This window comes from Microbacterium sp. P5_E9 (genome assembly GCF_054049175.1).
Genome location: NZ_JBFUMV010000001.1, coordinates 400,032 through 411,781, shown reverse-complemented (window position 1 = coordinate 411,781; position 11,750 = coordinate 400,032). Strand labels below are relative to the sequence as shown.

Annotated in this window: 11 protein-coding genes and 3 tRNA genes; 8 read left to right on the top strand and 6 right to left on the bottom strand. The window is 68.7% G+C overall.

Annotated elements, in window-relative coordinates; genetic code table 11:
• Window position 1: 1 nt before the first annotated feature.
• Window positions 2-74 (bottom strand) — tRNA-Val (locus ACXJ3V_RS02085).
• A 164-nt stretch (window positions 75-238) separates the two neighbouring features.
• Here ACXJ3V_RS02085 and aceE point away from each other — a divergent pair.
• The 6 genes from aceE to ACXJ3V_RS02055 all read left to right on the top strand — a co-directional run bounded on the left by aceE (window position 239) and on the right by ACXJ3V_RS02055 (window position 7,814).
• Window positions 239-2,968, top strand: coding sequence for a pyruvate dehydrogenase (acetyl-transferring), homodimeric type (gene aceE / locus ACXJ3V_RS02080; protein ID WP_457098591.1), 2,730 nt, complete (start codon window positions 239-241; stop codon window positions 2,966-2,968).
• 8 nt (window positions 2,969-2,976) lie between these two features.
• On the top strand, window positions 2,977-4,197 hold the full coding sequence (locus tag ACXJ3V_RS02075; protein ID WP_457098590.1) for a PucR family transcriptional regulator: 1,221 nt from the start codon (window positions 2,977-2,979) through the stop codon (window positions 4,195-4,197).
• Between the two features lie 85 nt (window positions 4,198-4,282).
• Window positions 4,283-5,197 carry an ACP S-malonyltransferase gene (locus tag ACXJ3V_RS02070; protein WP_457098589.1) on the top strand — a complete coding sequence of 305 codons (915 nt, stop codon included), beginning with the start codon at window positions 4,283-4,285 and terminating at the stop codon, window positions 5,195-5,197.
• A complete protein-coding gene (locus tag ACXJ3V_RS02065; protein ID WP_457098588.1) occupies window positions 5,194-6,195 on the top strand; it encodes a beta-ketoacyl-ACP synthase III in 1,002 nt (333 codons plus the stop codon). The genes ACXJ3V_RS02070 and ACXJ3V_RS02065 overlap by 4 nt, the downstream gene beginning before the upstream one ends.
• A 74-nt stretch (window positions 6,196-6,269) precedes the next feature.
• The gene (locus ACXJ3V_RS02060) at window positions 6,270-6,518 is read left to right on the top strand and encodes an acyl carrier protein (protein WP_457098587.1); all 249 of its coding nucleotides are present in this window, start codon (window positions 6,270-6,272) and stop codon (window positions 6,516-6,518) included.
• A gap of 57 nt (window positions 6,519-6,575) precedes the next feature.
• Complete coding sequence (locus ACXJ3V_RS02055; RefSeq protein WP_457098586.1) at window positions 6,576-7,814, top strand: beta-ketoacyl-[acyl-carrier-protein] synthase family protein; 1,239 nt, start codon at window positions 6,576-6,578, stop codon at window positions 7,812-7,814.
• A 202-nt stretch (window positions 7,815-8,016) separates the two neighbouring features.
• Here the strand turns inward: ACXJ3V_RS02055 and ACXJ3V_RS02050 are convergent, their stop codons facing one another.
• Window positions 8,017-8,520, bottom strand: a complete 504-nt coding sequence (locus ACXJ3V_RS02050) for a DUF3145 domain-containing protein (RefSeq protein WP_457098585.1) — start codon at window positions 8,518-8,520, stop codon at window positions 8,017-8,019.
• Window positions 8,521-8,642: 122 nt separating this feature from the next.
• Window positions 8,643-8,716, bottom strand: a tRNA-Ile gene (locus ACXJ3V_RS02045).
• Window positions 8,717-8,807: 91 nt separating this feature from the next.
• Between ACXJ3V_RS02045 and ACXJ3V_RS02040 the strand changes: the two genes are divergently transcribed.
• Window positions 8,808-9,095, top strand: a complete 288-nt coding sequence (locus tag ACXJ3V_RS02040; protein WP_457098584.1) for a hypothetical protein — start codon at window positions 8,808-8,810, stop codon at window positions 9,093-9,095.
• 5 nt (window positions 9,096-9,100) lie between these two features.
• Here ACXJ3V_RS02040 and ACXJ3V_RS02035 read toward each other — a convergent pair whose 3' ends face one another.
• Window positions 9,101-10,123, bottom strand: a complete 1,023-nt coding sequence (locus tag ACXJ3V_RS02035; protein WP_457098852.1) for a DMT family transporter — start codon at window positions 10,121-10,123, stop codon at window positions 9,101-9,103.
• A 45-nt stretch (window positions 10,124-10,168) separates the two neighbouring features.
• On the opposite strand from ACXJ3V_RS02035, the gene def reads away from it, so the two are divergent.
• Entirely contained in the window at window positions 10,169-10,735 is a 567-nt protein-coding gene (gene def / locus ACXJ3V_RS02030) for a peptide deformylase (RefSeq protein ID WP_457098583.1), read from the top strand.
• 99 nt (window positions 10,736-10,834) lie between these two features.
• Here the strand turns inward: def and ACXJ3V_RS02025 are convergent.
• Together ACXJ3V_RS02025 and ACXJ3V_RS02020 are read right to left on the bottom strand one after the other, a co-directional pair.
• A tRNA-Asn gene (locus tag ACXJ3V_RS02025) sits at window positions 10,835-10,907 on the bottom strand.
• Window positions 10,908-10,963: 56 nt separating this feature from the next.
• Window positions 10,964-11,749, bottom strand: a complete 786-nt coding sequence (locus ACXJ3V_RS02020; protein ID WP_457098582.1) for an ATP-binding cassette domain-containing protein — start codon at window positions 11,747-11,749, stop codon at window positions 10,964-10,966.
• Between the last annotated feature and the right edge of the window lies 1 nt (window position 11,750).

Below are 11,750 nucleotides of genomic sequence, written 5' to 3'. Positions count from 1 at the left end.
GTGGGCCCCGCCGGGATCGAACCGACGACATCCACGGTGTAAACGTGGCGCTCTGCCAGCTGAGCTAGAGGCCCTGGCCCGCCCAGTCTACGAGGCGGGACCGGCTGGTCGGAGGCACCGGCCCGTGTGCGCCGACATGGGTAGGCTTATGCGCGGTGTGTTGTTGATGGCGAACAAAGCCGACCACACCATGCAGCCGAATGCCTGGCACGATCTGCCAGATGACGAAAGGTCCCCCGTGACTGTCAACGATCAGGATCCGTATTCTCAGGGCCCACTCGACAGCGACCCTGAAGAGACCGCGGAGTGGCAGGAGTCCCTCCAGCAGCTCGTTCAGGCAAAGGGGTCCGGGCGCGGGCGCGAGATCATGCTGAGCCTGCTGCAGACCTCCCACGAGCTGCAGCTGAATGTCCCCCAGGTTCCGACCACGGACTACATCAACACCATCGCGCCGGAGAACGAGCCGGAATTCCCCGGTGACGAGGAGATCGAGCGCCGCTACCGCCGCTGGATCCGGTGGAACGCCGCGATCACGGTGCACCGTGCGCAGCGCCCCGGGATCGGGGTCGGCGGCCACATCTCGACGTACGCGTCATCCGCCTCGCTGTACGAAGTCGGCTTCAACCACTTCTTCCGCGGCCTCGACGACCCGTCGGGCGGCGACCAGATCTTCGTCCAGGGCCACGCATCCCCCGGAATCTACGCCCGCTCCTACCTCGAGGGACGCCTGAGCAGCGACCAGCTCGACGGCTTCCGCCAGGAGAAGTCCAAGGCACCGCTCGGCATCCCGTCCTACCCGCACCCCCGGCTTCTGCCGGAGTACTGGCAGTTCCCCACCGTCTCGATGGGGCTCGGCCCGATCAACGCCATCTACCAGGCGATGTCGAACAAGTACCTGACGAACCGCGGAATCAAGGACGTGTCCGACTCGCACGTCTGGGCCTTCCTCGGCGACGGCGAGATGGACGAGGTGGAGAGCCGCGGCCAGCTGCAGGTCGCCGCGAACGAAGGCCTCGACAACCTCACGTTCATCGTCAACTGCAACCTGCAGCGCCTCGACGGCCCGGTCCGCGGAAACGGCAAGATCATCCAGGAGCTGGAGAGCTTCTTCCGCGGCGCCGGCTGGAATGTCATCAAGGTCGTCTGGGGTCGTGGCTGGGACGAGCTCCTCGCCAGGGACACCGACGGCGCACTCGTGCACCTGATGAACACCACCCCGGACGGCGACTTCCAGACGTTCCGCGCGGAGGACGGCAAGTACATCCGCGATCACTTCTTCGCCCGCGACGAGCGCACCGCGAACCTGGTCAAGGACTACACGGACGACCAGATCTGGGGCGACCTGCGCCGTGGCGGCCTGGACTACCAGAAGGTGTACGCCGCCTACAAGAATGCCGCGGAGCACAAGGGCCAGCCCACGGTCATCCTCGCCAAGACCATCAAGGGATACGGCCTCGGTCATCACTTCGAGGGCCGCAACGCGACACACCAGATGAAGAAGATGACGCTCGACGACCTCAAGCACTTCCGCGACTCCATGCGCGTGCCGGTCAGCGACGCGCAGCTCGAGGCTAACCCCTACGCCCCGCCCTACTACCACCCCGGCATGGAAGACGAGACGATCCAGTACATGGTGGAGCGCCGCCGTGCCCTCGGCGGGTTCCTCCCGGAGCGTCGCTCGCACCACGTGCCGATCACGCTCCCCGGCGATGAGGCGTACGCCCTCCCGAAGAAGGGGTCCGGCACCCAGGAGATCGCCACGACGATGGCGTTCGTCCGGCTGCTCAAGGATCTGCTGCGGGCCAAGGACTTCGGCCACCGCATCGTGCCGATCATCCCGGACGAGGCGCGCACGTTCGGCATGGACGCGTACTTCCCGACGGCCAAGATCTACAACCCCAACGGCCAGAACTACACGTCGGTCGACCGCGAGCTGCTCCTCGCCTACAAGGAGAGCCCGCAGGGTCAGATCATCCACGTCGGCATCAACGAGGCCGGTGCCGTCGCGGCGTTCACCGCAGCCGGCACGGCCTACTCGACGCACGGCGAGCCGCTCATCCCGGTCTACGTGTTCTATTCGATGTTCGGCTTCCAGCGCACCGGCGACGCCCAGTGGGCCGCCGGCGACCAGATGGCGCGCGGCTTCATCGTCGGCGCGACCGCCGGACGCACGACGCTGACCGGTGAGGGCCTGCAGCACGCCGACGGCCACTCGCACCTGCTCGCATCGACGAACCCCGCGACGGTCTCGTACGACCCCGCATACGGCTACGAGATCGCGCACATCGTCCGGTCGGGCCTCGACCGCATGTACGGCGGCAACCACCCCGATCCGAACGTCATGTACTACATCACGGTCTACAACGAGCCGCTCGTGATGCCCGCCGAGCCCGAGGGTGTCGACGTCGAGGGCATCGTGCGCGGCATCCACCGCATCTCCGCTCCGGAGGGCGACGGCCCGCGTGCCCAGCTCCTGGCGTCCGGCGTCGGCGTGCTGTGGGCGCTCGAGGCGCAGAAGCTGCTGCGCGACGACTGGGGTGTGCAGGCCGATGTCTGGTCGGTGACCTCCTGGACCGAGCTGCGCCGCGACGGCCTCGCCGTCGACGAGCACAACTTCCTGCACCCGCAGGAAGAGCCGCGCACCGCCTACATCACCGACAAGCTTCGGGATGCCGCGGGCCCGGTCGTCGCCGTGAGCGACTTCATGCACGCCGTGCAGGACCAGATCCGCCCGTGGGTGCCGAACCGGTTCGCGACGCTCGGCGCCGAGGGCTTCGGCTTCTCGGACACCCGGGCGGCCGCGCGTCGCTTCTTCAAGATCGATGGTCCCTCCGTCGTCGTCCGGACGCTCCAGGCCCTGGCCGAGGACGGCGTCGTCGACCGAGGACTCGCGGCACAGGCGATCGACCGCTACCGCCTGCACGACGTGTCCGCCGGCACCAGCGGAAACGCGGGCGGCGAGAGCTGACGCGGAGGATGCCGGTCACCTCCACTCCGATGGACAAATCCGAGACTCTCGCATGGCTGCGAAGGATCTCGGGAGACCTCGCGACGGCGACGATCAAGCGCCTCGACGACACGCTCCCGTGGTATTCCGACATGCCGCCCGCGCGACGCTCGGCCGTCGGGCTCGTGGCGCAGGCCGGCATCGCCGCGTTCATCCAGTGGTACGACGACCCCAAGTCGACACCGTGGATCGCCGCCGACATCTTCGCCGCTGCCCCGCGTGAACTGCTGCGCAGCGTCAGCCTGCAGCAGACGCTCCAGCTGATCCGCGCGACGGTCGAAGTGACCGAGGAGCGGGTGGCGAGCAAGGGCGAGCACGTCCGCGAGGCGATCCTGCTGTATTCGCGGGAAGTCGCCTTTGCGGCCGCCGATGTGTACGCGCGCGCCGCCGAGACGCGCGGCCTCTGGGATGCCCGGCTGGAAGCGCTCGTGGTGGACTCGATCCTCACCGGAGAAGCCGACGAGGAGCTCCCGAGCCGGATCGCGGCGCTCGGCTGGCACGGTCATGGCGAGGTGTCGGTGCTCGTCGGCACGACGCCACCGCAGTTCGACGTCGATCAGCTGCGCCGCACGGCGCGCAAGCTCGGCGTCGACGTGCTGATCGGCGTCCAGGGCTCGCGGCTCGTCCTCGTGATCGGCCGTGCCGAACTTCTCGCCCGCAGCGAAGAGCTGCCCTCCGAGCTCCCCTTCCCCGAGATCGCGAAGCGCCTCGAGCCCGGATTCGGCAGCGGCCACCTCGTGCTCGGCCCGCCCGTGCCGGCACTCGTCGAGGCGAGCCAGAGCGCCCGCGCCGCGCTGGCCGGATTCGCGGTGGCGAAGGGGTGGCGCAACGCTCCCCGACCGGTGGAGGCCGACGATCTGCTCCCGGAGCGCGCGCTGGCCGGCGATCCGCTCGCGAAGCAGACGCTCGTGGAGCGCATCTACCGGCCCCTGCAGGCTCATAGCGCAGACCTCGTCGCGACGCTGTGGAGCTACCTCGACAACGGGCGCTCGCTCGAGGCGACGGCGCGCGAGCTCTTCGTGCATCCGAACACCGTGCGATACCGCCTCAAGCGGGTCTCCGAGGTAATCGGGTGGGATGCGACGGGCCCCCGCGAGGCCCTCATCCTGCAGACCGCGCTCATCCTCGGCTCGATCGGCACCGAGTCCACTCGACGCCGGCCGTCGGCCGGACGCCGCGGAAACGGATGAATGTGTCCGACTCACACAAAGGATTGCGCGATTTCTGTGCGCTCATCGCCAGAGGACGCTCTCAGATCATTGGGAGGATGGAATGGTGATCATCGCTGTGTTCCCCGGGCAGGGCTCTCAGTCCCCCGGGTTCCTCGCACCGTGGCTCGAACGCGAGGGCGCCGCGCAGCGGCTGCAGCAGTACTCGGACTGGGCCGGGGTCGACCTCGTCGCCGCCGGCACCGAGTGGGACGCCGACCGCATCCGTGACACCCAGGTCGCCCAGCCGCTCATCGTGGCAGCGAGCCTGCTCTCCTGGAACGCGCTCGAGGACCGCGAGAGCATCGTCGGGGTGGCCGGGCACTCGGTCGGCGAGTTCGCCGCCGCCGCGGCCGCCGGCATCCTCTCCGAAGAGGACGCCCTGCGCCTCGTCGGTCTCCGCGGCCGCGCGATGGCCGAGGCGGCCGGCGCGCAGGAGTCCGGCATGAGTGCCGTGATCGGCGGCGACCAGGCCACCGTGATCGCTCGTCTCGAGCAGCTCGGACTCACCCCCGCGAACTACAACGGCGGCGGCCAGCTCGTCGCAGCCGGAGCGCTCGGCGCGCTGCAGGCACTGGCGGCCGAGCCGTCGCCCGGCACGCGCGTCATCCCGCTCGCGGTGGCGGGCGCCTTCCACACCGACTTCATGGCCCCGGCGGTCGAGACGCTGCGGCAGGCGGCCGCTGCGGTCGAGCCCCACGACCCGGCGCGGCGGATCTGGACCAACAGCGACGGCTCCACGGTCTCCAGCGGAGCCGCTTACCGCGATCTGCTCGTGGAGCAGGTGGCCTCGCCGGTGCGCTGGGATCTGTGCATGGCCGCGTTCGCCGAGGCGGGCGTCAGCGGCATCATCGAACTCGCCCCTGCCGGAACACTCGTCGGTCTCGCAAAGCGCGCCCTGCGCGGTGTGCCTGCGGTCGCCGTCAAGACCCCGGACGACCTCGTCGCCGCCGGGGCACTTCTGACCGGAGGAACAGCATGACTCCCGCGCTCGTGCAGCCCACGGGGCCTGCGCACACCCGGATCTATTCGTACGGCGCCGCCCGCGGCGAGAACTACGTCCCCAACGACGATCTCGTCGGCCCGATCGACTCCAGCGACGAGTGGATCCGCAAGCGCACCGGAATCATCACGCGTGTGCGCGCGAACAAGGAGACGACCGCGATCGAGCTCGCGACGGATGCCGCAGCCGAGGCGATCGCACGCTCCGGCGTCGACCCTGCCCTCATCGATGCGGTGCTGGTCGCCACGATCAGCAACCCGAAGCAGTCCCCGTCGGTCGCCGCCATCGTCGCGGACCGAGTCGGTGCGAACCCCGCGGCCGCGTACGATCTGAACGCCGCCTGCGCCGGCTTCGCCTATGGCGTCGCACAGGCGGATGCGCTGATCCGCGGTGGCGCGGCCCACTACGCCGTCGTCATCGGCGCGGAGAAGCTCAGCGACATCGTCGACCCGACCGACCGGAGCATCTCGTTCCTTCTCGGCGATGGCGCCGGCGCCGTCGTGATCGGCCCGAGCGACACCGTCGGCATCGGCCCCACCGTGTGGGGCTCGGACGGATCGAAGGCCGACGCCGTCGGGATGGATGCGACGCTGACGCAGTTCCGCGACGGTGAGGCGCCGTGGCCGACCCTTCGACAAGAAGGGCCGACGGTGTTCCGCTGGGCGGTGTGGGAGATGGTGAAGGTCGCCCGACAGGCGCTCGAGGCCGCCGGGGTCGAGGCATCCGATCTCGCCGCCTTCATTCCGCACCAGGCGAACATGCGGATCATCGACGAATTCGCCAAGCAGCTGCACCTTCCCGAGACGGTGCTCATCGCTCGCGACATCGAGACCACCGGAAACACCTCGGCGGCATCGATCCCGCTCGCGGCGCATCGCCTGCTCGAGGAGCACCCGGAGCTGAGCGGCGGACTGGCCCTGCAGATCGGCTTCGGCGCCGGACTGGTGTTCGGCGCGCAGGTCGTCGTTCTTCCCTGACGCCGCACGGCGCAACCCTAAACTTGAACACGGCCCGCCCCGGGCGTGAAAACCCCGAAGAACAGGAGAAAACCATGGCATTCAGCACCGACGAGGTCCTCGCAGGACTCGCCGAGCTCGTCACCGATGAGACGGGCATCTCGGCAGACGAGGTAGCGCTCGAGAAGTCCTTCACGGACGACCTCGACATCGACTCGATCTCGATGATGACGATCGTCGTCAACGCCGAGGAGAAGTTCGGCGTCACGATTCCCGACGACGAGGTCAAGAACCTCAAGACCGTCGGCGATGCCGTCACCTACATCTCGTCGAACCAGGCGTAACAGCTGTCCCGGTGGGGGCGCTGAGCCCCCACCGGCAACACTCAAGGACTCCATCACATGAGCAAACCGCGCATCGTCGTGACCGGCATCGGCGCGACCACCCCTATCGGTGGGACCGCCCCCGAGACCTGGTCGGCATTGCTGCAGGGCGTTTCGGGCACCCACGCGCTCGAATACGACTGGGTCGAGAAGTACCAGCTTCCGGTCCACTTCGCCGCGGAGGCCGTCGTTCAGCCGAACACCGTGCTGGAGCGCCCGGTGGCGAATCGCCTCGATCCTTCCGCCCAGTTCGCCCTCGTGGCGGCGAAGGAGGCCTGGGAGGACGCCGGCGCCCCCGACGTCGACCCCTTGCGGCTCGCCGTCGACTTCGCCACCGGCATCGGCGGCCTGCAGACGACGCTGAACGGCTGGGACGTCCTCAAGGAGAAGGGCCCTCGTCGCATCATGCCGATGAGCATCCCCATGCTCATGCCGAATGCGCCGGCCGCGGCGATCTCGATGCACCTTAACGCCCGCGCGTACGCGCGGACTGTGGCGTCCGCGTGCGCCTCGAGCACCGAGTCGCTCGTCAACGCGTTCGAGACCCTCCAGATGGGCCGCGCCGATGTCGTGATCACCGGCGGATGCGAGGCCACCATCCACCCGCTCGCCATCGCCGCGTTCGCCGCGATGCAGGCCCTCTCCAAGCGCAACGACTCCCCCGAGACGGCCTCGCGCCCGTACAGCATCGATCGTGACGGCTTCGTCATGGGCGAGGGCGCCGCGTGCCTCGTGCTCGAGACCGAGGAGCACGCCAAGGCCCGTGGGGCGAAGATCTACGGCGAGATCGTGGGCGGCGGCGTCACCGCCGATTCGTACCACATCACCGCTCCCGAGCCCGAGGGCCTCGGCGCGTCCCGCGCCGTGCGTCAGGCGCTCGAGCAGGCCGATGCGACACCAGACGACGTGACGCACATCAACGCGCACGCGACGTCGACGCCGACCGGCGACATCGCCGAGTACAAGGCGCTGCGCTCGGTGTTCGGAGACCGCATCCACGAGATCCCCGTCTCGGCCACGAAGGCCTCGACCGGTCATCTTCTCGGCGGCACCGGCGCGCTCGAGGCGATCTTCACGCTCCTCGCGCTCAAGGAGCGTCAGGCTGCCCCGACGATCAACCTCTCGACGCAGGATCCGAACATCCCGCTGCGCATCTCGGGCTCGCCGATCCCGCTCGGCGGAGGCCCGCAGCTCGCGATCAGCAACTCGTTCGGCTTCGGCGGCCACAACGCCGTCGTCGCGTTCCGCTCCATCTGACACCCACCGGCCGCTAGTCGGTCGACGCACACGAAGACGCCCCGGGACCCTTCGACAAGCTCAGGGACCGACCGGGGCGTCTGTCGTGTCAGGCGGACGATTCGCGGTCCCGACGCCCGGGAATTAACTCTCCGAGATTCGGTAATGGCGCCTCGTGCCGCCCAAGTATGGAGTTATCGGATGTCGCGGCCGCGGCATCCGGTCAGCCGACCTTGTGAAGCCAGACGACCGGTGCCTCGTCGCTTGCATGCCGGAACGGCTCGAGCTCCTGGTCCCAGGCCGAGCCGAGCGCGACCTCGAGCTCGCGCTGGAGCTCGAACGCGTCACCGGCGGCGACCTCGAGGGCGTAGCGCACCCGATCCTCGCCGACCACGATGTTGCCCGCGGTGTCGGTCTGCGCGTAATGGATGCCGAGACCCGGGGTGTGCATCCACCGGCCGCCGTCGCTGCGCGGCGTCGGGTCTTCGCTCACTTCGAAGCGGAGGTGCTCCCAGCCGCGGATCGCGGTGGCGAGAGCTGCGCCGGTTCCGGCCGGGGCCTCCCAGTAGAACTCGGCGCGACGACTGCCGCTCAGCACCGGCTGGTCGATCCAGTCGAAGTTCACTGCGCGGCCCAGCGCGCGGCCGACCGCCCACTCCAGGTGGGGGCACAACGCGCGTGGCGCGGAGTGAATGTAGATCACTCCACGCGCCTGTGGTGTCGCCATGGTCTCTCCGTTTCATTAGGTGCGTCTTCCCCAACGACCTGACAGAGCGATCCGGCGTGTGTTCGATTGTGCTGGGGCCAATTATCGCCCAGGGTCTGGCGAATCACAAGGATGTGATTCCGTGGGGCGGGTGGGACTTGAACCCACGATCGTCGGGTTATGAGCCCGCTGCCTTGACCAGCTTGGCCACCGCCCCGTGCACTGTCGAAACGGCGCGAATCGAGCCTACAACGTGGTCGGCCTCACCCTCGCAGGCGCTGTGCGGAGCGGAATGCGAGAATATCGGTGTGGATGTGTGGGCCTGGTCTCTCCTCGTCGCCGCGCTGGTCGCGGTCGTCGTGCTGATCGCCTTCGCGCCGGCCATCAAGCGCGACCACCGCAGGCGTCAGCTCGCGGGCGGCGGGGGCATGGCCGGATTGGGCGGCGGGATGGACGCGGTCTGGCGTCCGAGCGCCGAGGAGGCGCATGCCGATTGGCAGGCCCAGGTGGAGGTGCCGGCGCCCTCGCCGGCACCGGGCGACAAGAGCCGCCTCACGGACGGGCGCATCGTCATCGACACCCCCCGGGCGGACTGAGCGCGTCAAGCGTCGGTGACATCCCCGGTGGACGCGCCGCCGGTTTCGCTCGCCTCGGCTGCCGCGGCGGCCTCAGCGGCGTCCTCGGCCCGCTCGATCTCGAGAATCGGATGGTGTTTCGCCAGAGTGACCACGCCGTAGATGGCGATCAGCCCGGCGACGGCGAAGCCGACGAAGGCCCACGGCGGCGCCGTGGCCGCCTCCTGCAGCACGGTGAGTCCGATGGCGACCGCGACGATCGGGTCGATGACGGTGAGGCCGGCGATCACGAGATCCGGCGGGCCGACCGCATAGGCCGTCTGCACGAAGTAAGCGCCGATCGCGACGGCGGCGATCAGGGCGATCAGGCAGAGCAGCGTGAGCCACTCGAACGCGCCGTCCTTGACCCGCTCGATGACCACCTTCGCGAGAGTGGCCACGAAACCGTAGATGACGCCCGACGCGACGATGTAGAACAGCGCCTGGCCGCGCTTGCGCAGCCACAGCCAGAGTCCGGCGAGCACGACGAGCACCACACCCAGCAGGGACAGGATGATGACGAGCTCGCGGACGGTGACCGGGTTCTCAACGGCGAAGAAGGCCGCGATCGTCACGAAGATGAAGATGCCGCCGACACAGGCGATGATCGCCCGGATCGACTGCTTCGTCGGCTTGACGCCGGTGACCCGCGAGTTGAGCAGGGTGGTGATCACCAGCGAGACGGCGCCGATCGGCTGGACGATGATCAGGGGGGCGAAGGCGAGAGCGGCCAGCTGACAGCCGATAGCCAGGCCGAGCATGACTGTGCCGGACACCCACGATGGCCGCCGGAACAGGCTGCCGAGCTGACTGAGGCTCAGGCCGGTCGCCCCCGATGCGCCGCTGAGTCGTGCGACCTTGGCGACTCCCCGGTGCTGATACTGCGCACCGAACGACATGAACACCGCGCCGAGCAGCGCGAGCGGAATGCCGAAGAGAATCGCCGGGTCCTTGAAGAAGCCGATGAGGCCATCGGTCATGTCGTTGAGGGTCACCCCGGCCGCCCAGATCACCCTTTGACACTAATCGCAGTGAGCCCTCGGTAGGCTCAAGGCGTGGCCGTTCTGCCGATTCGCATCATGGGAGACCCCGTCCTGCACGCTCCGGCGGTGCCGGTCGGGGACATCACCGAGGAGGTGCGCACCCTCGTCGCCGACATGTTCGAGACGATGGATGCCGCGCCCGGCGTGGGGCTCGCCGCCCCGCAGGTCGGGGTGGCATTGCGCATCTACACCTACTCGTATCAGGACGACGAAGGCCGGCCATGGCGCGGGGTGCTGATCAACCCAGAACTGTGGATGCGCCCGCTCGAGCCCGGCGACCCCGACCCGGACGACGAGTCGGAGGGCTGCCTGTCGTTCCCCGGCGAGCGGTTCCCGCTGCGTCGGTCCGAGGCGGTGCAGGTCACCGGCACGGACCTCGACGGCGAGGCCGTGCGGATCGAGGTCGACGGCTGGCGTGCGCGCATCATGCAGCACGAATTCGATCATCTGGACGGCATTCTGTACGTCGACCGGCTGAGCGACGGCGATTGGAAGACGGTGCAGAAGATCGCGCGCAAGCGCGGCTGGGGGCGGCCGGGACAGGCCTGGACTCCCGGGATCGACGACATCGAGGCGTGACCGCCGCTGCCTGACGCAAAAGCCGCAGGAAAAGGCAAAGGCCCGGGGTGGAAGCCCGGGCCTTCATTTGAGAGCCGCGCAGATGACGCGGATTTCTCGCTCCCCCACTTGGACTCGAACCAAGAACCTATCGGTTAACAGCCGATTGCTCTGCCAATTGAGCTATGGAGGAATGCGCCCCCGCTTCGCGAAGGCAACCCGACTATCTTAGCAAATCCCGACGGCACTTCACGACGCGATGAGCCGACGGTCTGCCTCGGCGCTCGGTGTCCACAGCAGATCGTGCGTTGCGCCGCCGTAGGCGATGGGGTGCCCGGCCCGCAGGACCAGCACGTCGGCCGCCAGGTCGCGGACGACCTCGGGATCGTTCGTCACCGCGACCACCGACATCCCACGATCGCGACGACGCAGGATGGCATCGCGCGTCGCGATTCGCACTTCGGGGTCGAGATTCGCGAATGGCTCGTCTGCGATCAGCAGGCGTGGCTGCAGCACCAGTGCCCGTGCCATGGCGACACGCTGACGCATCCCGGCACTCAGTTCGTAGGGATACTTGGCGACCGCTCCGAGCGGGAGCATGAGTTCGTCCAGCAGCGTCGCCACTCGCACGGCAAGCGCCTGCCGATTGACCCGGTGGTCGCGTGAAGTGATCGGCGCGCCGATCACATCGCCCACCGTGATCCGGGCGGGCAGGGTCGCGCCGGCGGACTGGGCGAGGTAGCCGGTCAGGTAGGTGAGCTCCCGCTGCGCCCGGCCGGGCCGGCGGACGGGGATGCCGAGCACATACGCGTCACCGCCGACGACGGCCAACCCAGGAGCGTCGACACCGGAGAGGATCGTGGCGAGACTCGACTTGCCTGCACCGGTCGGCCCCATGATCGCGAGGGCCCCGGCATGCGGAAGCGTGAAGCTCACGCCGTCGACCACGCGCACATCCTTCGCGGCGCGGGTGGTGCGCGCGACACTGAGGTCGACGGCGCGGATGGCGACATCGGCATCGCGACGGCGGGACATG

What these genes read in the sequence shown, in the direction of transcription:
- ACXJ3V_RS02075 (WP_457098590.1), top strand. Translation starts at nt 2,977, where the DNA reads ATGCCGGTCACCTCCACTCCGATGGACAAATCCGAGACTCTCGCATGG.
- ACXJ3V_RS02065 (WP_457098588.1), top strand. Translation starts at nt 5,194, where the DNA reads ATGACTCCCGCGCTCGTGCAGCCCACGGGGCCTGCGCACACCCGGATC.
- ACXJ3V_RS02060 (WP_457098587.1), top strand. Translation starts at nt 6,270, where the DNA reads ATGGCATTCAGCACCGACGAGGTCCTCGCAGGACTCGCCGAGCTCGTC.
- ACXJ3V_RS02055 (WP_457098586.1), top strand. Translation starts at nt 6,576, where the DNA reads ATGAGCAAACCGCGCATCGTCGTGACCGGCATCGGCGCGACCACCCCT.
- ACXJ3V_RS02050 (WP_457098585.1), bottom strand. Translation starts at nt 8,520, where the DNA reads ATGGCGACACCACAGGCGCGTGGAGTGATCTACATTCACTCCGCGCCA.
- ACXJ3V_RS02020 (WP_457098582.1), bottom strand. Translation starts at nt 11,749, where the DNA reads ATGTCCCGCCGTCGCGATGCCGATGTCGCCATCCGCGCCGTCGACCTC.